Source organism: Pseudomonas sp. NBRC 111131 (assembly GCF_001320525.1).
In the GTDB taxonomy this organism is placed as follows: Bacteria; Pseudomonadota; Gammaproteobacteria; order Pseudomonadales; family Pseudomonadaceae; genus Aquipseudomonas; species Aquipseudomonas ceruminis.
In genome coordinates this window covers 72136-94386 of sequence record NZ_BCBH01000014.1, presented here as the reverse complement: position 1 = coordinate 94386, position 22251 = coordinate 72136, and the positions used below count along the sequence as shown (strand labels likewise).

The following is a 22251-nucleotide window of genomic DNA, read 5'->3' as shown; positions in this document are numbered from 1 at the left end:
TGCCATGGTGATGTCCCACAACGCCGCGAAAGGTTCTCAAACGCTGAAAACCCTTGTGAATCCGACGAAAAAACCACATAACTGATAGTCATTCGCCATTACCTCGGTTCTCGGGATGCCCCTTGGAGGGTTAGAATGCGCAAAACCCGGAGCCGCAATGAATCAGGACCGCCTCAACCCCAGCACAGACGATGCCATCACCGACGCCGCCGCCCAGTGGTGCATGCGCTTGCACGCCGATGATTGCACAGTGGACGAGCGCGAGGCCTTCGCCCGCTGGCTGGCGGCGGACCCGCGCCACGCGGACGAGTACCAGGCGATGCTGGACATCTGGCAAACCGCCGACCTGCTGCCACGCAGCGCCACGGTCATCGACTTCAACCCGCCCGCCCGTCAGGTGGTAAAGCCCCGCAGCTGGCGCCCACTGGCATCGGCGGCAGCCATCGCACTGCTGGCGCTGCCCCTGGCGGGCTGGGTTGGCTGGGAACAAGGATGGCTGCCCAACCACTACCAGCACTTCACCGCCACCGACCAGACCCAGACCGTGGAGTTAAGCGACGGCAGCACGGTCGAGCTCAACCTCAATACTGAGCTCACCTACCTCAACTACAAAGACCAGCGTCAGGTCACCCTCAAGCGCGGCGAAGCGTTTTTCAAGGTGCAGCACGACAGCCTGCACCCCTTCATCGTCCGAGCCGGCCACGGCCAGACCCGGGTCACTGGTACCCAGTTCAACGTGTGGAAGTATCAGGACCAGGTCAAGGTCACCCTGGTGGAAGGATCCGTACTGGTCAGCAGCGACGACCGCTCGGGCGGCTACCGCCTTGGCCCAGGCATGCAGGCCACTTACCACACAGGGGACTTCGAGCCGCAGCTGGCGCAAAGCGACGACTACGGTAACAGCCTGGCCTGGCGCAGCGGCAAGTTGGTGCTCGACAACCTCAGCCTCGACCAGGCGCTGCCAGTGATCAACCGCTACCTCGATGCACCGCTGCTGCTGGCCGACGCCAGCACCGGCCGCATCCGCATCAGCGGTATCTACAACACCCGCGAAGTCGGGCGCCTGGTAGACAACCTGCCCAAGGTGCTGCCGGTCTACCTGACCCGCAGCAAGGACGGCAGCACCGTCCTCAACAGCATTTCGCCGCCGGACAAGGGCTGACGGCTTACAGGGTCATCGCCGCCAGCCAGCCAAACGCCAGCAGTGGCAGGTTGTAGTGGATGAAGGTGGGCACCACGGTGTCCCAGATGTGGTGGTGCTGGCCGTCCACATTGAGCCCCGACGTCGGCCCCAGGGTCGAGTCCGATGCCGGCGAGCCGGCGTCACCCAGGGCACCGGCCGTGCCGACGATGCACACCGTGGCCAGCGGATCGAAGCCCAACTGCACACACAGCGGCACGAAAATGGCCGCCAGGATCGGCACCGTCGAGAACGATGAACCGATCCCCATGGTCACCAGCAACCCCACCAGCAGCATCAGCAAGGCACCCACTCCCTTGCTGTGGTCAATCCATTGCGCCGAGGTTTCGACCAGGCTCCTGACCTCGCCGGTGGCCTTCATGACATCGGCGAAACCCGACGCGGCGATCATGATGAAGCCGATCATGGCCATCATTTTCATGCCTTCGGTGAACAGGTCGTCTGTGTCTTTCCAGCGCACGATGCCCGACAGCGAGAAAATCAGGAAGCCGACCATGGCACCGATGATCATCGAGTCCAGCCACAACTGGACGATGAACGCCGCAGCAATCGCCAGCCCCGCCACCAGCAGGGTCAGCGGGTTGTACTGGATGCTGACCTGCTCGACTTGCTCGATGCGCTTGAGGTCGTAGTCACGCTTCTTGCGGTAACTGATCAATACCGCCAGCAGCAGCCCTGCCAGCATGCCCGCTGCCGGGATGGCCATGGCATGGGTGACGTTAACCCCGCTCACATCGACCCCGGCGCGAGCGACGTTGGCCAGCAGGATTTCATTGAGGAAGATGTTGCCAAAGCCCACGGGCAGGAACATGTAGGGCGTGATCAGGCCAAAGGTGATCACGCAGGCAATCAGCCGACGGTCGATGCGCAGACGTGTCAGCACATACAGCAACGGCGGCACCAGCAGCGGGATGAACGCAATGTGGATAGGCAGGATGTTCTGCGACGATACCGCCACCACCAGCATCAGGCCGATCAACAGCCATTTGACCTTGCCGCCCTGGGTATGGCCCTGACGGTCGATCATGGCCAGCGCACGATCAGCCAGTGCGTGGGCCAGGCCGGACTTGGCAATGGCCACGGCGAAGGCCCCGAGCAAGGCGTACGACAACGCCACGGTGGCGCCGCCCCCGAGGCCGCCATTGAACGCCTTCAGTGTGCCTTCGATCCCCAACCCGCCAACCAGGCCACCGACCAGGGCACCGACGATCAGGGCGATGACCACGTGCACGCGCGACAGGCTGAGAATCAGCATGATGCCCACCGCGGCAATCACTGCATTCATGGTTTGGCTTTCCTCGTAGCTGCAGACAAAAAAGCGCGCACTCTGCAGCAGTAGGGGGCAGATGTCAAAAACGCCATGTTGCTGGCCGTTACATCGGCACTGACGGTGTAGCCTGCGTGGATGAAAAAAAAATTTAAATTGAACGTTCGAATAAAGAAAAAAACGAGACCGCCGACATAGTCGCTAGCCACATTCCTATTAAAAGGGATTCTCCCCATGCCTTTGCGACAACTTTCCATCCAGTGGAAGATCACCCTGCTCGCCGGTCTCTGCCTGGCCAGCATCGTCACCCTGCTCGTCGGCCTTTCGCTGTACCGCATGGACCACAGCTCGGACCTGGTCAAGGCCAGCAGCATGCAGATGCTCACCGAGGCGGCGCAGTCACGCATCGAGTCGCAAGGCGAACTCCAGGCGTTGAGCATCCGCCGCCAGTTCATGGATGCCTACCAATACGGCGCTGGTTTCGCCCGCCAGGTACTGTTCCTGCGCGAGCAGTCGGAAAAGCGTTTTCTGGACGCTTTCGACCTGCGCGAAGACATGACGCGCCAGGTACGCGCCGCCCTGCAGGCCAACCCCGACCTGCTTGGCCTGTCGCTGGTGTTCGAACCCAACGCCCTGGACAACAAGGACAGCCTGTTCGCCGGCAAGGCCGAGCTGGGCAGCAACGAAACCGGGCGCTTCGCGCTGTACTGGTCGCAACCGCGTGCCGGCCAACTGACCGCCATGGCCCTGCCTGAGCACGACATGGCAAACACCGACATCGGCCCCAGCGGCCAACCGGCCAATACCTGGTGGGTGTGCCCGCGCAGCACCGGCAAGGTGTGCGTGGTAGAACCGTATATCTATGACATCGACGGCCAGCGCGTGCTGATGACCAGCATCGTCTTCCCGCTGGCGGTCAACGGCAAGGTGATCGCCACCCTGTCCATCGACATCAACCTCAACAGCCTGCAGGCCCTGAGCCAAGCGGCCAGCCGCAGCTTGTACGAAGGCCGCACCACCGTCGGCATCCTCAGCCCGGTGGGCCTGCTGGCCGGTTACAGTGCCGACGACAGCAAGCTGGCCCAGCGCTTCGACCAGGTCGACCCTGCCAAAGGCGCCGAACTGGTGCGCAAAATGGCCGAGGGCAAGTTGACCATCCACCACGACCAGCAACGCCTGAAGGTGCTCGCTGCCTTCGCGCCTATTCCCGGTGCCAATCCCTGGGGCGTGCTACTGGACGTGCCGGAAAACGCCCTGACCGGCCCGGCCGAAGCCCTCAAGCAAGAGCTCGATACCCTGAACACCAGCGGGACCTTGCTGGAGCTGGGTCTGGGCCTGGCGGCGGCGATTGCTGGCCTGCTGCTGGTGTGGCTGATGGCCCGTGGCGTAACCCGGCCGATTCTGGGCGTAGCGGCAATGCTCAAGGACATCGCCAGTGGCGAAGGCGACCTGACCCGCCGCCTGACCTACGACAAGCGCGACGAACTCGGCGAGCTGGCCGGCTGGTTCAACCGCTTCCTGGACAAGCTGCAACCGACCATCGCCGAGGTGAAACGCTCGGTGCAGGCCGCCCGCGGCACCGCCGATCAGTCGTCGGCGATTGCCACGCAAACCAGCGCCGGGATGGAACAGCAGTACCGCCAGGTCGACCAGGTGGCCACCGCCTCGCACGAGATGAGCGCCACCGCCCAGGACGTCGCCCGCAGCGCCGCCCAGGCTGCCCAGGCGGCGCGCGATGCCGATCAGGCAACCCGCGAGGGCCTGGCGGTCATCGACCGCACCACCCACAGCATCGATGCCCTGGCCGCCAACATGAGCGAGGCCATGAGCGAAGTCGAAGGCCTGGCGCAGAACAGCGAGAAAATTGGCTCGGTGCTGGAAGTGATCCGTTCGATCGCCGAACAGACCAACCTGCTAGCGCTCAACGCCGCCATCGAAGCCGCCCGTGCCGGCGAGGCCGGCCGTGGTTTCGCAGTGGTAGCCGATGAAGTGCGTAACCTGGCGCAGCGCACCCAGGAATCGGTGGAAGAAACCCGCCAGGTCATCGAGGCACTGCAAACCGGCACCCGCGAAGTGGTCGGCGCCATGGACAACAGCCACCGCCAGGCCCAGGGTGGCGTCGAGCAGGTCGGCCAAGCGGTCACCGCGCTGCAACGTATCGGCCAGGCCGTGACCGTGATCACCGACATGAACCTGCAGATCGCCTCGGCCGCCGAAGAGCAGAGCGCGGTAGCCGAAGAAATCAACAGCAATGTCGCGACCATACGTGATGTCACCGAATCGCTATCGGGCCAGGCCAACGAGTCGGCGCGGGTCAGCCAGTCGCTGAACAGCCTGGCCAACCAACAACAGGCCTTGATGGATCAGTTCCGCGTCTGATCTGGCGCAAGGATCAGCGGAAACCTCGTCGTCTACACTTGCCCCGACCCCATGCAACGGCAATTGACGAGGTCCCGATGAAGAAAATTCCAGCGCTGCTGGCCGCCCTGCTCCTCACCGCGGGGCTGGCCAGCACGGACAGTGCAGCTTGCGCCGAGCAGCGCACGCCCATCCATTTCGGTGCCATCAACTGGGAAAGCGGCGCCCTGACCACCGAGATCCTGCGGCTGATCGCCGAGCACGGGTATGGCTACCCCACCGACACCCTCCCCGGCAGCACCGTCAGTATGGAAGTCGCGCTGGCGCGCAATGACCTGCAAGTGGTCGCCGAGGAATGGGCCGGGCGCAGCCCCGCGTGGGTCAAGGCCGAGCAGGCAGGCCAGGTGTTCGCCCTGGGCGATACGGTGAAGAACGCCGAAGAAGGGTGGTGGGTGCCCGCCTACGTGATCAAGGGCGACCCCGCCCGCGGCCTGGCGCCGCTGGCGCCTGACTTGCGCAGCGTCGACGACCTCAAACGTTACCCGCAGGTGTTCAGCGACCCTGAGACGCCCGGCAAGGGCCGCTTCCTCAACAGCCCCAGCGGCTGGACCTCAGAGACCGTCAACAGCCAGAAGCTCAAGGCCTATGGGCTCGACGGCCTGTACAACAACTTTCGCAGCGGCACCGGCGCAGCGCTGGACGCCGAGGCCGACTCGGCCATCCGCCGTGGCAAGCCGGTACTGTTCTACTACTGGAGCCCCACCCCCCTGATGGGCCGACATGACCTGGTACGGCTGCAGGAACCGCCCTTCGACCCTGCCGCCTGGGCCACCCTCACCGACCCTAACAACCCGCACCCGAGGGGGAGCCAGTCATTGCCGGCAAAGCTGTCGATCGGTGTGTCCAAAGCCTTCCATGACAATTACCCCGAGCTGGTGGCGGTGTTCGAAAAGGTCGACCTGCCAATCAATCGCCTGAACAAGGCCTTGGCCGAGATGAGCGAGAAGCGCCTGGCGCCAGACAAGGCCGCACAGGCCTTCATGCGCAACAATCCGGATGTGTGGAAGGCCTGGCTGCCGGCTGAAGTGGCAGCCAAGGTGGAGAAAGGCCTTTGATGCCCTGATGACGCGAAAGGGGCGCGCAGCGCCCCCGGCGCGTTGCAATGACGAAAGGCTCAGTAACGAATCATCACCGACTTCAACTCGGTGTAATCTTCGATAAAGGCACTGCCGAACTCGCGCCCGACCCCCGACGCCTTGACCCCGCCAAACGGCACCGCCGGATCAAGAAAGGTGTGCATGTTGACCCACACCGTCCCCGCCTCGATCCGTGGAATCAGCCGTAGCGCCTTGGACAGGTCATTGGTCCACAGGCTGGCCGTCAGGCCATAGGGGCTGTCGTTCATCAGTGCCAGCAGTTGCTCTTCGTCATCGAATGGCAGCACGCAAACAATCGGCCCGAACGTTTCCTCGTGCAGCAGCGGGTCGTTGGCACCATTGGCCAGCACCACCGTCGGTTCGACGAAGTAACCCGGCCGCTCGACCGCCCTGGCGCCGCACACCACCGTGTTGCTGGCCCGCGCACGGTCGAAGAAGCCCAGGATCTTCTGCAGGTGCGCCGCATTGGCCAAGGGCCCGAACTGGGCCTGCGGGTCCAGCGCAGAGCCGATCTTCAACTGCTTCAGCGCCGCCCCCAGCTTGGCGCTGACCTCGTCCACCTTGCTGCGGTGTACGTACAACCGCTCTGGCGACGCGCACACCTGGCCCTGATGCACATAGGCCGTTTGCACGATGCCGGCCACGGCACTGTCCACATCGACATCCGCCAGCAGCGCCGCTGCATTCTTGCCGCCCAGCTCCAGCGTCGCGCGGGTAAGGTTGGCCGCCATCGCCGCCTTGCCCACGTCGATACCGGTCGGCACCGAGCCGGTGAACGCCACCTTGGCCACCTGCGGATGCGCAATCAGACGCTGCCCTACGGCACCCCGGCCATTGACCACATTGAAGGCTCCCGCCGGCACCCCGGCTTCGGTTGCCAGTTCGGCAATGCGCAGCAGGGTCAGCGGGGTGAACTCGCTGGGCTTGACCACGATGGTACAGCCGGTCACCAGGGCCGAGGCTATCTTCCAGATACCGATCATCACCGAAAAATTCCACGGCACGATCCCCGCCACCACACCCACCGGTTCACGCAAGGTGAACGCGGTATAGCACTCGCCTGCAAACGAGGGGATCGAGGGCGTCATGGTCTGCCCGGTGATCTTGCTGGCCCACCCCGCGAAATAGCGCAGAAACACCACGCTCTGGGCAATTTCCAGGCCCCGTGAGAGGTTGATCGATTTGCCTGAGCACAGGGTTTCAAGCTGTGCCAGCTCCTCGGTATGGGCCTCGATCAGGTCCGCCAGGCGGTTGAGTACAACACCTTTCTGGTAGGGCGAAACATCCGCCCAGGCGCCCTTGAACGCTTGCCGGGCGCTGCGTACCGCACGCTCGACCTCGGTTTCGCAGGCCTCGGCGACACGGCTGATCACCGCGCCCGTGGACGGGTCATGAATGTCGATCGACGCCCCCGTCTCCCCCACCTGGTAGTGGCCCTCGATGAAATGGCCATGGGGCCTGGCGAGGAACTCGACCACGGCAGGTAACAGCTGGATATCGCTCATGACATGACTCCTGGATGGCAGCGCAAAAGAAGGTGCCGGCCGATCTTCAAACGCCCGGCCGCCGCCTGCCAGCCCTGCCCGGTGTTTTGTCAGGGAGCCTCAAGAGAATGTCACGCTGGCCAAATCACCGCCCTGGCCCACGCGGCACACTGCGATGTGTGCATAACCCATAACAACACCGGAGATAGCCAATGCGTCGCGTCGACAGGCTCAGCATCTCGGCGGCCCTGGCCTTGGCCCTGGCCGCAAGCACCAGCGTGCGGGCCGAGCTGCCCGCCGAAGAAATCGGCAGCAACACCCTGCCGTTCCCCCCGGACCCACACCGTGTCTACATCCTCGATGTGGATTTCAAGAACCCGATTGCCGGCAAGGTGGTGGTGGTCGATCCCAAGGCCAGGCGCATGCTTGGCATGACCACCAATGCCTTCGTCGCGCCCACGGCGCTGAGCCCGGACAACCGTACCCTGTACTCGGCCAACCTGTTCTACTCGCGCGGTACCTACGGTGAGCGCACCGACGTGCTGGTGGCCTGGGATACCCAGACCCTGCGCCCGGAATGGGAGGTAGTGCTGCCGGCCAAGCGCGCCTCGACCCTGACCGAGAAGTACGCCATGGGGGTCAGCGCCGACAGCAAGCTGGCCTATGTCTTCAACCTTACGCCCTCGACCTCAGTGACCGTAGTCGACACCCAGGCCCGCAAGGTGGCCAGCGAAGTGCCCATCAGCGGCTGCGTGCTCAACTACCCGGTCGGCAAGCGCAGCTTCGCCTCGCTGTGCGGTGATGGCCAGCTGCTGGTGGTCACCCTCGACGACCAGGGCAAGGAAGTGTCGCGCGCGCAAACGCCGTTCTTCGACCCGAACAAGGTGCGCCTCAACGAGCGCGCCATTGCCAATGGCGACACCTACTACTTCACCACCACCCACGGCGAGGTGTACCCGGTCAGCTTCGCGGGCGACAAGGCCAAGCCGTTGCCTACCTGGTCGCTGGTCAACGCAGAGGAACGCAAACAGGGGTGGGCCCCAGGTGGCTGGCAGGCATTGGCCCTGGCCCCCGGCCTGGACCGCCTGTACGCCCTGATGCATGAGCAGCACACCGACGGCAAATGGGAAGACCCCAGCACGACCATCTGGGCCTTCGACCTCAAGACCGGCAAGAAGCTGGGCGCGCTGGAGTCGCCAAAACCGGTGTGGAGTCTGCAGGCGAGCCACGACAAGGCACCGATCCTGGTCGCCACCGACCTGGAAGGCGGCGTGCAGTTCTTCGACCTGGCCAGCGGCAAGCACACCGGGGCCATGGACCAGATCGCCGCAACACCCGTGCTCACCCTGGCACCTTGGTAAACGGGAGGACCGACCATGCTCGACCCTGTTCTGGTAATCGCCAGCAGCACTGCCCTGGCTGCACTGCTGGCCAGCGCCGCCAGCCATAAGCTGCGTGACCTGCGTGCCTTCAGCGCCATCGTGCGCGCCTACCAGGTGCTGCCCAGCGCCTTGGCGCCCGCCAGCACCGTCAGCCTGGCACTGGCCGAGCTGGCCCTGGCACTGGCCTTGCTGACACCTGCGTGGCGCAGCCTGGCGGCGCTGGGCGTGGTGTTGCTGATGGTGCTGTACGCCAGCGCCATCGGCCTGAACCTCTGGCGCGGCCGCCGCGACATCGACTGCGGCTGCTCCGGCCCCGGCGCTGCGCAACCGCTGCGCCCGGTTCTGCTGCTGCGCAACCTGATCATCGCCCTGCTCGCCGGCCTTGCCGCACTGCCGATGGGCGAACGCGCCCTGGGCGCCCTGGATATTTTCGTGGTGATCGCGGCGGCTGCCGTGGCACTGCTGATTCATGTAGCGGTGGACGGCCTGCTGGCCAACCAGCCGCGCCTTGCCAAATTGACCGGGAGATAACCCATGCAACTGCTTGTCGCCTCGAACATCCTGCTCTGGCTGCTACTGATCGCCGTCGCCTTCACGGTCATGGCCCTGGTGCGCCAGATTGGCGTACTGCACGGCCGCATCGCCCCAGCCGGCGCCCTGATGGTGGACAAAGGCGTCACCGTCAATGACCCCGCCCCCCAGGTCACCGCCGCCGACCGCCACGGCCGCCCGGTGAACATCGGTTACCAGGGCGAACGCTCGCAACTGCTGTTCTTCCTCGCCCCCGGCTGCCCGGTGTGCAAGTCACTGCTGCCCGCCGTGAAGTCGATCGCCCGGGACAACCGCGGCGCCCTGGACGTGATCTATGTGAGCGATGGCGACTTCGCCGAGCAACAGGCGCTGATCGAGGCCAACGACCTGCAGCACGCCACCTACGTGGTCGGCCCCGAGATCGGCATGGCCTACCAGATCGGCAAGCTGCCCTATGCCGTGCTCATCGACCCGGCCGGCACCCTGCGGGCCAAGGGCCTGGTCAACTCCCGCGAACACCTCGACAGCCTGTTCGAAACCGTCCACCTGGGCAGCGCCAGCCTGCAGCAATACCTGCATGGCGAACACACGCATGAACCTGCCCACTCCCACAGCGCGCAACACTGATCGCGGAGCCGACCATGAAGTTTCTCGACACACTGTTTGAACGCTCCAGCCGCCATGTCGCCGACACCACGTCACGGCGCAAGGTACTGGCCCGCCTGGGTTCACTGATGGTCGCCGGTGCCGCGTTGCCGCTGCTGCTGCCCATCGACCGTACCGCCAAGGCGCTGGCCGCCGAACAGCCGAAAATGGGCGACCCGGGTGACCCGACCAGTTGCGACTACTGGCGCAACTGCTCGATCGACGGGTTCCTCTGCTCATGCTGCGGCGGCTCGATTACCTCCTGCCCGCCTGGCACCGATGCCTCGCTGGTGACCTGGATCGGCACTTGCCGCAACCCGGCCGATGGCAAGAACTACATCATTTCGTACAACGACTGTTGCGGTAAGCACGCCTGCGGCCAATGCGCCTGCTCGCGCAATGATGACGAGCAACCGCTGTATCGCCCGTTCAACAACAACGACATCAACTGGTGCCTGGGGCCGAGTCGAAGATCTACAATTGCACCGTCACCATCATCCGTGGCGTGGCGGTGTAGCCCGGTGAAAGGTGTAGCGGCGCTTCTGCTCTTGAGCCTGCTGGCCCCGCTCGGCCAGGCCAGGACCTTGCCCAACCCCAACCAGCGGCCGGCGCAGGGCAATGAAGTACCGCCGGTGCCGATTGCCCAGGCCGGCTACTCGACCCCGGTGAACTATCAGTTGCAGTGCGCCGGCTGCCACCGCGACCACGGCCAGGGCTCGGCGGCCAACGACACCCCGCGCATGCAGGGCTTTGTCGGCAACTTCCTGCGCGTGGCGGGTGGCCGCGAATTCCTGGTGCGGGTCCCGGGCATCTCGCAATCGGCGCTCAATGACCAGCAGATTGCCGACTTGCTCAACTGGCTGCTGGCACGTGACGGCATGGCGGGCAACAGCTCGCCGGAACACTGGCAGCCGTACAGCGCAGAAGAAGTGCACCGGGTGCGCCAGCGCAGCATGCTCAACCTACCCACGGTGCGGGCCGGATTGATCGAAGCGATGCAGGCCAAGGGCATTGTGATCAGCGATGGCCTGAACCACTGAATCACGCAAGCGTTGTGCCTTCAGCCCGCTCGGTCAGCGGGCTTTTTTTCGCCTTGTTCTCGTTGGCCGTTTTCCCGGCGTGCGCGCGGTGCTTAACAACAAAGACATAAGAATATGAATTCTTATTCTTTTTTTAATCGTCATAAATCCTCTATAACGCTTCCAACTGTACAGCCGCCAACACCCGGCCAACTGTCTGCAGCGCAACACCTGATCAACACCAAACGCCCACAAGGCAACAGGGTAGCGACGTTAAAAGCACGCAACCTGTTGATTAACAAGAGATTTGAAACCCGGCACGACGATTGCTCAAGCAAAGTCCCGCTTACTCAACCGGAGACCTGCCATGAGCGCCCCCCTGAACGTCGTAGCCTTGTCCGGCGGCACTTCCCGCCCGTCGCGCACCTTGAGCCTGACCGAGGCGATCCTCGCCGAACTTGGCCAACACCTGAACATCAGACCTCACCTGATCGAACTGGGCGACATCGCCCGGCCACTGGGCGCCGCGCTATGGCGCAGCGAGCTGCCCGAAGCAGTCGAACAGCAATTACGTCTGGTGGAAACGGCCGATCTGCTGGTAGTGACCACACCCGTCTACCGTGGGAGCTTTCCCGGCCACTTCAAGCACCTGTTCGACCTGATCGGCCAGGACGCACTGGTCGACACGCCCGTACTGCTCGCTGCCACCGGCGGCAGCGAACGCCACGCACTGGTGCTGGACCACCAGCTGCGCCCGCTGTTCAGCTTCCTGCAAGCCTTGACCCTGCCGATCGGCGTGTACGCAAGCCAAGCCGAGCTGGCCAACTACCGGGTGTCCAGCGATGCCCTGCATGCCCGCATCCGTCTGGCTGCCGAGCGCGCCGTACCGCTGTTCGGCGCCCACCATGCGCTGCGCAAGAGCGCCTGAGGAGCGGCCATGAATGCACCTGTAACTGCCACTGAGCGCCCTGCCCTGGCCATCGCTCGCGAACTGGCCGGGCAGTTCGCCCACAGCGCCGTCGAGCGTGATGAACACGGCGGCACGCCCAAGGCCGAACGTGATGCCCTGCGCGACAGCGGCCTGCTGTCGCTGGCGATCCCGCAGGCCTTTGGCGGCCAGGGCGCCAGCTGGCGTGACACCTTCGAGGTGGTGCGTGAGTTCGCCCGGGTCGACAGCTCGCTGGCCCACGTGTTCGGCTTCCACCACCTGATGCTGGCCACCGTGCGCCTGTTCTCGCGCCCCGATCAATGGCAGCCGTGGTTCGAACAGACCGCGCGCAAACACTGGTTCTGGGGCAACGCCCTCAACCCGCTGGACACCCGCACGGTGGTCAAGCACTTCGATGGCTGGTGCGAGTTCTCCGGCAAGAAGAGCTTCTGCTCCGGCGCCAGCGACTCGGAAATGCTGATTGCCTCGGCCGTGGATGAGCGTGCCGGCGGCAAGCTGCTGATCGCCGCGATACCCAGTGGCCGCACCGGCATCACCCTGCACAACGATTGGAACAACATTGGCCAGCGTCAGACCGACAGCGGCAGCGCTACGTTCGAGCGGGTGCGGGTGGAGGACAACGAACTGCTGCTCGACCCAGGCCCGCTGAGCACTCCGTTTGCCGCCCTGCGCCCACTGATCGCTCAATTGCACTTTGCCAACCTGTTCCTGGGCATCGCCGAAGGCGCTTTTGACGAAGCACGCCAGTACACCCTCAAGGAAAGCCGGCCATGGTTCCGCTCCAGTGCCGCCACCAGTGCCGAGGACCCTTATGTGCTGCGCCATTACGGTGAGTTCTGGGTGGGCCTGGAAAGCGTGAGGGTGCTGATCGAGCGCGCCGCCCACCAGCTTGACGCTGCCTGGGCCAAGGAGCACGCGCTGACTGCCGAGGAGCGTGGCGACCTGGCCTTGGCCATCGGCACCGCCAAGGTGGCAGCCACCCGGCACGGCCTGGACATCTGCAACCGTCTGTTCGAGGTGACTGGCGCTCGCGCCACCCATGCCTCGCTGCGCTTCGATCGCCACTGGCGCAACCTGAGGACGCAAACCCTGCACGACCCGGTGGATTACCGCATCCACGAGCTCGGCGAGTGGGCCCTCAGCGGCAAGCGCCCTGCCCCATCCTTCTATTCCTAAGGATCGCCCATGCAACTGCTGACCCTTCCCCCGTCACCGACACTGGCTACCTCGATCAGGGCGACCGCACAGGTCTTCGAAGACCCCAGATCGCAGGCGCTGCTCGCCCACCTGCAACAGGTCGCCCCCAGTGAGGCCAGCGTCCTGATCATCGGCGAAACCGGCACGGGCAAGGAGCTGGTCGCGCGCCACATTCACAACCTCAGCGGCCGGCGCAACGGCCCATTCGTCGCGGTCAACTGCGGCGCTTTCTCCGAGTCGCTGGTAGAAGCCGAACTGTTCGGCCATGAAAAAGGCGCCTTCACCGGCGCCTTGGCGGCCAAGGCCGGTTGGTTCGAGGAGGCCAACGGCGGCACGCTGTTCCTCGACGAAATCGGCGACCTGCCGCTGCCGATCCAGGTCAAACTGCTGCGCGTGCTGCAAGAGCGCGAAGTGGTGCGCCTGGGCTCGCGCAAGAGCATCCCGATCAATGTGCGGGTGCTGGCGGCCACCAACGTGCAGCTGGAGAAAGCGATCAATGCCGGGCATTTTCGCGAAGACCTGTATTACCGCCTGAACGTCGTCACCCTGCAGCTGCATCCGCTGCGCGACCGGCCAGGCGACATTCTGCCGTTGGCCCGCCATTTCATCCGCAGCTACAGCGAACGGCTAGGCTACGGCCCGGTAGAGCTGAGCCCCAAGGCCCAGGCCAAGCTGGTGGAGTACAGTTGGCCGGGCAATATCCGCGAGCTGGAAAACGTGATTCATCACAGCTTGCTCACCTGTGGCGACGGGCTGGTCCAGGCCCAGGACCTGCGCCTGTCCAACTTGCGCCTGGAGCGCCAGGAGGAGGAGCCGACCAGCAATGCCGTGGAAGATTTGCTGCAGCAGGCATTCAGCCGGCTGTACGAAGAACAACCTGGCGATCTGTACGAGAAAGTCGAGAATGCGTTGCTGCGCTCGGCGTACCACTTCTGCCATTACAACCAAGTACACACCGCTCAGTTGCTGGGCTTGTCGCGCAATGTGACACGCACGCGGCTGATTGCGATTGGTGAGCTGGTGGTGAACAAGCGGCGGGGGCCGGAGCCTCAGGTGGTGGACAGCCGGATGGTGCGGTTGTCGATCTGAGGTTTTGCTGGAGCTGTGCCGGCCTTATCGCCGGCACGCTGCTCCCCCAGGCATTGCGTCAACGTCTGGAAGTTGCGCAAGACGGTCAGCCCGCTAAACGCCGGAACACCCACCCCGATATCCCGCACATCGCTGCGCATAGCAATATCACCGTGGCAATGTCCGCGACCGAGGTTTCGTTGCGGCCTTCGAGCCCGGCCAATAACCCCAGCAACACACCCGCCAGGCTTACCGACATGGCCATGGTCAACTGCACCGACATCGACGACAGCGAACTGGCCGCCGCAGAGCGCTCACCGGGCACATCCTGGTAACTGGCAGCGCCCATCGTGGAAAATTGCAACGAGCGCACCAGGCCCGCGGCGAACAACACCACGGCCATCAGCCACACGGCCGTGTCCCGGTCAAAGCTGGCACACAAGGCAATGCCAGCGCCGCTGAGCACGGCATTGCAACTGAGCACGCGCCGATAGCCAAATCGCCGCACCAGCGGCACGGCCAGCAATTTCATTAACAGCGCGCCAAGGCCACCACTGACCACCAGCCACCCAGCCGCCAGCGGGCTCATGCCCAGGCTGTTCTGCAGCAGCAACACGATCAGGAACGGCTGCGCCGCCGAGCCCAGACGAAACAGACCACCACCGGCCTGGATCACGCCGAAGCTGCGCAGGCGCAACAACGACAGGTCGACCAACGGGTTGGGATGGCGCCGCGCATGGGCCAGGTAACCTAGCGCGCAAGCCACACCGCCGATGATCAGGCCCAGCGCCCACGTCCACGGCAACTGCCCCAGCCCCAGCGACTCAAGCCCGAACACCAGCATGGCCAACGCCCCGCCACTGAGCAGCAAGCCACGCACATCCAGCGGCGGTACTGGGCGTGCCGGATAGTCCGGTACATGGCGCAGGATCAACCAGCAACCCACCAGGCAGATTGGCAAGTTGATCAAAAAGATCCAGTGCCACGACAGCACCGTCACCAGCAGCCCGCCCAGCAACGGTCCGATCAGCGGCCCCACCAGTGCCGGCAACGCCAGCCACGACATGGCCTGGAGCAACTGTTCCCGGCTCGACCAACGCAGGATGATCACCTGCCCCACCGGCGTCATCAACGCACCGGCTGCACCTTGCAGCATGCGCCCCAGGCACAGTTGCCAGAGCGACTCGGCCAGGGCGCAGGCCAGCGAGGCGCAGGTGAACAGCCCCATTGCCAGCAGCATCACCTGACGCGGTCGAAAGCGCTCGGCCGCCCAGCCGCTGACCGGCACGCACAGCGCCAGGGCCAGCATGTATAGCGACACCACCAGGTTCATGCGCAGGCCCGGCTCACCAAAGTCGGCGGCCATCTGTGGCAAGGCGGTCATTACTGCCGTGCTGTCGAGCAGCTCCATGAACAGCGCGGCCCCGATGATCACCGGCACCTTCGGGCTTTGTGCCAGGTCGGCGAGCGGGGCCGGCTGGGCGGTCAAAACAGCCCCGAGACAGGCGGCCGGGTGCCTTTGAGCTGCCAGGCACCCACCACCGCCGCCTTCCACTGACGCGGGTTGTGGTTGGCCACCGTGCGGGCGTTGCGCCAGTGCCGGTCAAGGTTATGCTGACGACCCGTGGTGGAGGCACCACCGACATCGAACACTGTCTCGGCGGCCTTGAGCGCAAGCTCTGCTACCAGGTACTGGGCCTGAGCAACTTCCAGGGCTGCCTGCTCCACCGCCGCTTCGTCCAGCTGCGCGGCCCAAGCCTTGTCGATGGTCGCAGCCGCCTTGAGCACCAGCGCCTCGGCGCCGTAGGCTCGGGCTGCGATATCGCCGACCGACAGCTCCACATAGGGGTCATCCACCGAACGGCTGGCGCTGCTGTGCTTGATCGGGCGGGCGTGTTCGCGGGCAAACTGGCTGGCGTCGTTCAGCGCATTGCGGGCGATACCAGCCAGCACCGTCCCGAGAAACAGCTGCAGGAACGGCGTAACCAGGGTGCGTTTGCCCTCCTCCACGGTGCGGGTGCGAATGTCACTGGCTTCGACCTTCACATCGCGCAGGTGCGTGGTGCCGCTGGCGGTCAGGCGCTGGCCCATGGCGTCGAAGTCGTCGACCAGCTCCAGGCCCTCGCGATCACGCGGCAGAATGAACGACACTGGCTGCTCGTCTTCGTCCAGGGCGACCGCGCTGACGTAGTCGGCAAACAGCGCCCCGGTGCTGTAGAACTTGCTGCCGTTGGCGCGAAAGTGTTCGCCTTCGCGCACCAGGCGCGCCGCAATGGCCCCGTTGGCACCGCCCAGTTCCCAGCCGGCATTGCCGATCACCGCCCCGTCCAGGTAGCGGGCGAACCACCGCTCGCGCTCCTGCTCGGCGCCTTCGGCGCGTGACACCAACAGGCCTTCGACAAAGGCAAAACCAGGGCGCAGGGCCTGGGCGACGTTGGAGTCGGCGGCGGCGACATGCAGCAGCAGCTCGATCACATCACTGACCGTGCCGCCGGGGCCGCCGTACTGGGCAGGAATGCGCAGGGTATACAGCCCGGCGGCGGCCAGTTGAGCGATGGCCTCGTAGGGCAACTGCCGGTCACGTTCGCGCTGGGCAGCACCGGCGGCGATGTTTGGCAGCAGCGCCAGGATGCGCGCCTTCAGGGCGGCGACATTGGCGGCCGGCGCTTGGGCGGGAAAGCGTTGGAAAGTGGTCATGGTTCAGTCCTTAATGACAGCATTCGTAAAGTCGGCACACGGGCTGTGGGAGCCCTGCTGAGGCCCCGGAAAATGCGCACGCCTTGAGCTTCAGATCACACCGCGATCTTCCACAGGCGTGATTCGTCGAACAGGTCGAAGGCTTCATGCTCCAGGTCCAGCGGCGGCACCACCAGTTCACTGCCGCTGCCGGGCAGCCGGGGCACTGCGCCCAGCAACCGTCGGGTGTATTCGTGGGTTGGGTTGTCGAACAACTGCTCGACCGGCGCCTGCTCCACCACCTGCCCATGGCGCATCACCAGCACGTCATCGCTGACATGGCGGATTACACCCAGGTCATGGGAAATGAACAGGTAAGCCAGGCCCAGCTCGTCCTGCAGGTCAGCCAGCAGGTCAAGCACCTGGGCCTGCACCGATACGTCCAGGGCCGACACTGGCTCGTCACAGATGATCAGCCTGGGTTCGCTGGCGATCGCCCGGGCGATTGCTACCCGCTGGCGTTGGCCCCCGGACAGTTGCAAGGGTCGGCGCTGGGCAAGTTCGGCCGGCAGGCGCACCTGATTGAGCAGCACGGCGATACGCGCCGGGCGAGCCGCCGTCTCTACACCGGCCACCTGCAAGGCATCGTCGAGAATCTGCGCCACCGTCCAGCGGGGGTCGAACGAACCCAGCGGGTCTTGGTAGATCACACTGATCTCACGGCGCAGCGGCCGGCGTCGGGCTTCGGTCACGGCGTTGTCGGGGCGGTTCCAGGGCTGGCCGCGGTACAGCACTTCGCCTTCATCGGGCTGCAGCAGACCGAGGGCGATGCGCGCTACGGTGGTCTTGCCCGAGCCCGACTCGCCGACGATGCCCAGCGTACGCCCGGCGCGCAAGGTGAAATCGACGCCTTGCACGACCTGCCGCAGCAAGCCGTCCGGGCCTAGGTAGCGCTTGCCCAGGCCGCGCCCTTGCAGCAGCACATCGCTGTTCAGCCGAGGCTTCGGCTCGCGCTGCACGCCTGCACGCTCCGGCGAGAGGCGGCTACCACGCGGGTGCTCGGCCGGCACAGCGGCCAGCAGCGCCTGGGTGTACGGGTGGCGCGGCTGGCGCAGCACTTGCTCCATCGGCCCCTGCTCAACCACCTCGCCGTGACGCAGCACCAGCACGTCGTCAGCCAGCTGCGCGACCACCGCCAGGTCATGGCTGATGATCAGCAAAGAAGCGCCGCGCGCCTTGATCTGCCGGAACACGTCGAGAATCTGCGCCTGCACCGTCGCGTCCAGTGCCGTGGTCGGCTCATCGGCGATCACCAGCGCAGGGTCAAGCGCCAGGGCGCTGGCAATCAATGCACGCTGGCGCAAGCCGCCGGACAGCTGCCCCGGGCGCTGCCGGGCACGCAGAGGGGCGTCCGGCACGCCGACCCGGTCCAGCAACTGATGTACCCGCTCAATACGCGATTGCCGGTCGCCGTATCGATGGGTCTGCAGCACCTCAAGAATTTCCTTGCCCACTGGCCGCAGCGGGTCGAGCGATACCAGCGCGTCCTGCAGCACGAAGCCGATGTCCTTGCCCCGCACCCCACGCCACTGGCGCTCGCTCAGACCGAGCAGGTGGTGGCCGGCAAAGCTCAATTGGCGTGCGCTCACCTGCGCCCGTGCTCCGGCCAGGCCGACCAGGCTGCGGGCGCTGACGCTTTTGCCCGAACCCGACTCCCCCACCAGCGCCACGCAACGCCCCGGCTGCAAGGTGAACGACAGGTCGCGGACCACACTGCTGCCGTCGAACGCGACGTTCAACCCCTCGACGATCAAGGTTTTTTCACTCATGGCAGGCGGCCCTCCAGGCGTTGTTGGATATAGCGGCCGGTCACCGTGGTGGCCAGTGTGGTCAACACGATGAACAGACCGGGGAAGAAGGTCAGCCACCAGGCGTTTGCAATGAAGTCGCGGCCCATCGACAGCATGGTCCCCCACTCCGGGGCCGGCGGCCGTGCGCCCAGGCCCAGGAAGCTCAGCGCCGAGGCCCAGACGATGGCCTGGCCGACGCCCATGGTCAGCGTCACCACCAACGGGCGCATGGCATTGGGCAGCAACTGGCGCAGGACAATGCGCGACGTCGGGTGACCCAGCGCCCGCGCCGCCTCGATGTAGCCGGCGTTGCGCACTGCCAGCACCTGGCCGCGGACCATGCGCGCATACCCAGGCGCGCCGCCCAGACCCGTGGCAACAATCAGCGTGCCGACGCCGCTGCCGAACACTGCGACGAACAGCAGCGCCAGCACCAGGCTGGGGAAGGCGAACAACACTTCCAACAACCAGCCCACTGTCCGATCCAGCCGGGCTCCACCCAGGCCGCCGAGCAACCCCAGGGGGATGGCGATGGCCATCGAGATCGCCGTGGCTGCCACACCAATCAGCAGGCTCTGGCGGGTGCCGTGAATGATCCGCGCAAAGATGTCGCGGCCCGACTGGTCGGTGCCCAGCCAATGCACCCAGCTGGGCGGCTGGAAGGCTTCGCGCGGGACGATCGCCAAGGGGTCGATGCCGGTGAACAGCCCGGGGGCCAGCGCCGCCAACAGCAGTGCTGCCAGGAACAGCAGCGCCAGGCTCGCCCCCACCGGTGGCAGGGCCAGGCGCCTTTGGGTTCGCCGGGGCGCCACGGCCCTGTCCAAGGTCAGGTCATTCATGCTGCAGCCTCCTGTTGCCGAGGGTCGATCCACTGGTACAACAGGTCGACCAGAATATTGGCCAGTACATAACCGGCCGCTACTACCAGGCTGATACCGATCACCAGCGGCAAGTCCTGCAACTGCACGGCCTGGTACAGCTGACGGCCGATACCTTTGCGCGAAAAGATCACTTCGCACACCACAGCGCCACTGATCAGCGCACCGATGGCCCAGCCCGACAGCGCCACGCCAGGCAGCAAGGCATGGCGCAGGGCGTGCCGAAAGCGCACGGCCAGGTCGCTCAACCCGCGGGTACGGGCGGTTAGGACGAAAGGCTGGTCCAGCGTCAGCTCCAACGATTCACGGGTTACCTGGGCAATGAAGCCTGCCAGCGGAATGGCCAGGGAAAACGCTGGCAGCACCAGGCTGGCCAGGCTGTCGCTGCCGGCCGGCGGGAACCAGCGCAGGCCAAAGGCGAACACGGCCAGCAGCACCACGCCCAGCCAGAAGTGGGGCAAGGCCGCGCTCAGGGTTTCCAGCAGCGAGGCCGCACCGCCGATCAACCGCCCACGGCCGGCCGTGATGACGGTCAACAACAGCACCAGCAACCAGGCCAGCACCAGCGCCGCCACGGTCAGCTCGAGGGTGGCGCCGCCCTGCTCTGCCAAGACCCGCGTCACCGGCAGGTGCTGCGAATACGACATGCCCAGGTCGCCGTGCAACAGGCGCCCGAGGTAGAGCACGTACTGCACAGGCAAGGGCTTGTCGAGACCGAACTCCTGGCGGGCCGCTTCGATGGCCTCAGGGGACGGATTGCCCGTGGTGCCACCGAGAATCGCCAGCACCGGGTCGCCCGGCATCAGGCGCAGGGCGAAGAAGGTCAGCGTGGCCACTGCCCACAGCACCAGCACGCCCCCGGCCAGGCGGATGGCGGCACGCCGCCCCAGGGCGGCCAGGCGCTCACGGCGCGGATCGCTCACGGCGAGGGTTGTCAGCGTCATTTGTTCACCCATGCGTCATAGAGGTAGGTCACTGCCAGCGAAGGCTCCAGGCGTACGCCATGGGCCGTCTTGTAGATGCCCAGGCGTGTGCTTTGCGGGTAGGTGGTGAGCTGCAGGTACTGCGCTGCCGCCTGCTGCTGCGCCAGGTAATAGCGCTGGCGGCGCAGCTCGGGGTCCTGGGTGGCCAGGGCGCTGTCGAGCAGCGCGTCATAGCCCGGGTCGGCATAGCCGGAGGAGTTCTGGTGATAGCCGCCCACCCCGGCAGGCTGCACGAAGGCGGTGGTGAAGATGATGCGCAGCACGTCGGGGGTATTGGTGTTCCAGTAGCCGGTGCGGATGTCATAGTCCCAGGCGGCCTGGCGGGTAGTGACCTGGGCGTCGCTCATCTGGTCGAGCACCAGCTCCAGGCCGACCTGGCGGGTGGTGGCTTGCACCTGCTCCCACAGGGTCAGTTCCGACGGCGGCGTGCGAGCACCGATCAGCACAACCGCGCGCAGCCGCTGGCCATCTTTGGTGCGATAGCCGTCGCTGTCGCGTCCGGTCCAACCGGCCTCGTCCAGTAGCTTGGCCGCACGCGCCGGGTCGTAGTCCTGGCTGTGCTCGAAGTCGCCACTGTAGAACGGCGTGGCCACGCTCAGCGGCCCGCCGGAGCGGGGGAACTCGCCGAAGTACACGCTCTTGAGCGCACCCTCGACATCGGCGCTGCGCACGAACGCCTCGCGTACGCGGATATCGTCGAACGGTGCGCGGCGCAGGTTGAAGGTGCCGTTGGTGGGGTTGCCAGGGCGTTGGGCGATGATCAGGTCGACATCCGGATTGCGCCGCGCCGCCTCATGGGACTCCGGCGGCAGCGTCTCGATCACGTCCACCTCGCCGGCCTGCAAGGAGGCGAAGCGCACCGAAGGCTCCTGGATGAACTTCCAGACGATGCGGTCCAGGTACGCCGGGCCTTGGTGCTGCGCAGTCGGCGGCGCCCAGTTGTAATCGGGATTGCGCACCAGTTCTACCTGGTTCTGCCGGTCCCAGCGCGCCACCTTGAATGGGCCGCTGCCCACCGGCGCTTCACAGTTCTGGTCACGACTGCGCTTGAGCGCAGTGGGCGACTGGATACCCAGAAAGCCCTGGGCCAGCACTTCAAGGAACGCGGCATAAGGCGTGGCCAGCGTGACCTGCGCCGTGTAGTCGTCGAGCACCTGGGTGCCGCGGTACTGGCGGATGTAACCACCGGCAGTACTGGATTGGGTCTTTGGGTCGACCATGTGGTCGAGGTTGGCCTTGACCGCCTCGGCGTTGAACGGCGTGCCATCGGTGAAGTGCACGTCGCGGCGCAGGTGGAAGGTGTAGCGCAGGCCGTCCTCAGACACCTCCCAACGCGTCGCCAGCCACGGGCCGATCTGGCCGTCGCTGTCCATCGACACCAGCGAGTCGAGGTACTGCTGGGCCACGAACACTTGGGGCATGTCACCGGCTACGTGGGGGTCGAGGCAGGTGGGCTCGCGATCGGTGGCATAAACCAAGGTGCCACCTTTGATGGGCTGGGTGCTCTGCACCGTGTGCTGCTCGGCACGCTCGCAGCCGATCAAGGCCAGCGCAGCGCAGAGCGGGATCAGGGGGAGGATGGGTCGGTTCAAGGTCGCTCCTGCGG

General features: G+C 65.3%; 18 protein-coding genes and 2 pseudogenes. 12 read left to right on the top strand and 8 right to left on the bottom strand.

The features are described 5' to 3' along the window. The first annotated feature begins 157 nt into the window (after positions 1-157). Positions 158-1162, top strand: a complete 1005-nt coding sequence (locus APH34_RS14895; RefSeq protein WP_054901796.1) for a FecR family protein — start codon at positions 158-160, stop codon at positions 1160-1162. A 4-nt stretch (positions 1163-1166) separates the two neighbouring features. Here APH34_RS14895 and APH34_RS14890 read toward each other — a convergent pair whose 3' ends face one another. Continuing rightward, entirely contained in the window at positions 1167-2486 is a 1320-nt protein-coding gene (locus APH34_RS14890) for a Na+/H+ antiporter family protein (RefSeq protein WP_054901795.1), read from the bottom strand. Positions 2487-2702: 216 nt separating this feature from the next. Here APH34_RS14890 and APH34_RS30360 point away from each other — a divergent pair. The 3 genes and pseudogenes from APH34_RS30360 to APH34_RS14880 all read left to right on the top strand — a co-directional run. Beyond that, a pseudogene (locus APH34_RS30360) lies at positions 2703-3989 on the top strand (HAMP domain-containing protein); the annotation flags it as partial. A gap of 102 nt (positions 3990-4091) precedes the next feature. Continuing rightward, complete coding sequence (locus APH34_RS30355) at positions 4092-4847, top strand: methyl-accepting chemotaxis protein (RefSeq protein ID WP_371263308.1); 756 nt, start codon at positions 4092-4094, stop codon at positions 4845-4847. A 77-nt stretch (positions 4848-4924) separates the two neighbouring features. After that, positions 4925-5941 (top strand): ABC transporter substrate-binding protein, encoded by a 1017-nt coding sequence (locus APH34_RS14880; RefSeq protein ID WP_054901793.1) that lies wholly within the window; start codon positions 4925-4927, stop codon positions 5939-5941. A gap of 59 nt (positions 5942-6000) precedes the next feature. Here APH34_RS14880 and APH34_RS14875 read toward each other — a convergent pair whose 3' ends face one another. Beyond that, entirely contained in the window at positions 6001-7488 is a 1488-nt protein-coding gene (locus APH34_RS14875; protein ID WP_054901792.1) for an aldehyde dehydrogenase family protein, read from the bottom strand. 191 nt (positions 7489-7679) lie between these two features. On the opposite strand from APH34_RS14875, the gene APH34_RS14870 reads away from it, so the two are divergent. The 8 genes and pseudogenes from APH34_RS14870 to sfnR all read left to right on the top strand — a co-directional run bounded on the left by APH34_RS14870 (position 7680) and on the right by sfnR (position 14279). Next, positions 7680-8828 carry an amine dehydrogenase large subunit gene (locus APH34_RS14870; RefSeq protein ID WP_054901791.1) on the top strand — a complete coding sequence of 383 codons (1149 nt, stop codon included), beginning with the start codon at positions 7680-7682 and terminating at the stop codon, positions 8826-8828. 15 nt (positions 8829-8843) lie between these two features. Further along, positions 8844-9380 carry a MauE/DoxX family redox-associated membrane protein gene (locus APH34_RS14865; protein WP_054901790.1) on the top strand — a complete coding sequence of 179 codons (537 nt, stop codon included), beginning with the start codon at positions 8844-8846 and terminating at the stop codon, positions 9378-9380. A 3-nt stretch (positions 9381-9383) separates the two neighbouring features. Then, positions 9384-10007, top strand: coding sequence for a methylamine dehydrogenase accessory protein MauD (mauD, locus tag APH34_RS14860; RefSeq protein WP_054901789.1), 624 nt, complete (start codon positions 9384-9386; stop codon positions 10005-10007). A gap of 14 nt (positions 10008-10021) precedes the next feature. Beyond that, a pseudogene (locus APH34_RS29755) lies at positions 10022-10542 on the top strand (methylamine dehydrogenase light chain). 4 nt (positions 10543-10546) lie between these two features. Beyond that, positions 10547-11065: a cytochrome c gene (locus APH34_RS29750; RefSeq protein WP_054901788.1), complete on the top strand. Its 519-nt coding sequence runs from the start codon at positions 10547-10549 to the stop codon at positions 11063-11065. A gap of 346 nt (positions 11066-11411) precedes the next feature. After that, positions 11412-11972: an FMN reductase gene (gene msuE / locus APH34_RS14845; RefSeq protein ID WP_054901787.1), complete on the top strand. Its 561-nt coding sequence runs from the start codon at positions 11412-11414 to the stop codon at positions 11970-11972. Between the two features lie 9 nt (positions 11973-11981). Beyond that, positions 11982-13169 (top strand): acyl-CoA dehydrogenase family protein, encoded by a 1188-nt coding sequence (locus APH34_RS14840; RefSeq protein WP_054901786.1) that lies wholly within the window; start codon positions 11982-11984, stop codon positions 13167-13169. Positions 13170-13178: 9 nt separating this feature from the next. Continuing rightward, positions 13179-14279, top strand: a complete 1101-nt coding sequence (sfnR, locus tag APH34_RS14835; RefSeq protein ID WP_054901785.1) for a sigma54-dependent transcriptional activator SfnR — start codon at positions 13179-13181, stop codon at positions 14277-14279. An 85-nt stretch (positions 14280-14364) separates the two neighbouring features. Here the strand turns inward: sfnR and APH34_RS14830 are convergent, their stop codons facing one another. The 6 genes from APH34_RS14830 to APH34_RS14805 form a co-directional block, all read right to left on the bottom strand. Then, positions 14365-15747, bottom strand: coding sequence for an MFS transporter (locus APH34_RS14830; RefSeq protein ID WP_054901784.1), 1383 nt, complete (start codon positions 15745-15747; stop codon positions 14365-14367). Then, entirely contained in the window at positions 15744-16955 is a 1212-nt protein-coding gene (locus tag APH34_RS14825) for an acyl-CoA dehydrogenase family protein (RefSeq protein WP_054901783.1), read from the bottom strand. The genes APH34_RS14830 and APH34_RS14825 overlap by 4 nt, the downstream gene beginning before the upstream one ends. Positions 16956-17050: 95 nt before the next feature. After that, entirely contained in the window at positions 17051-18763 is a 1713-nt protein-coding gene (locus tag APH34_RS14820; RefSeq protein WP_054901782.1) for an ABC transporter ATP-binding protein, read from the bottom strand. After that, complete coding sequence (locus tag APH34_RS14815; protein ID WP_054901781.1) at positions 18760-19623, bottom strand: ABC transporter permease; 864 nt, start codon at positions 19621-19623, stop codon at positions 18760-18762. The genes APH34_RS14820 and APH34_RS14815 overlap by 4 nt, the downstream gene beginning before the upstream one ends. Further along, positions 19620-20606 carry an ABC transporter permease gene (locus APH34_RS14810; RefSeq protein ID WP_177337031.1) on the bottom strand — a complete coding sequence of 329 codons (987 nt, stop codon included), beginning with the start codon at positions 20604-20606 and terminating at the stop codon, positions 19620-19622. Before APH34_RS14810 ends, APH34_RS14815 begins: the two co-directional genes overlap by 4 nt. Then, a complete protein-coding gene (locus APH34_RS14805) occupies positions 20603-22195 on the bottom strand; it encodes an ABC transporter substrate-binding protein (protein WP_371263307.1) in 1593 nt (530 codons plus the stop codon). Before APH34_RS14805 ends, APH34_RS14810 begins: the two co-directional genes overlap by 4 nt. Positions 22196-22251 lie beyond the last annotated feature (56 nt).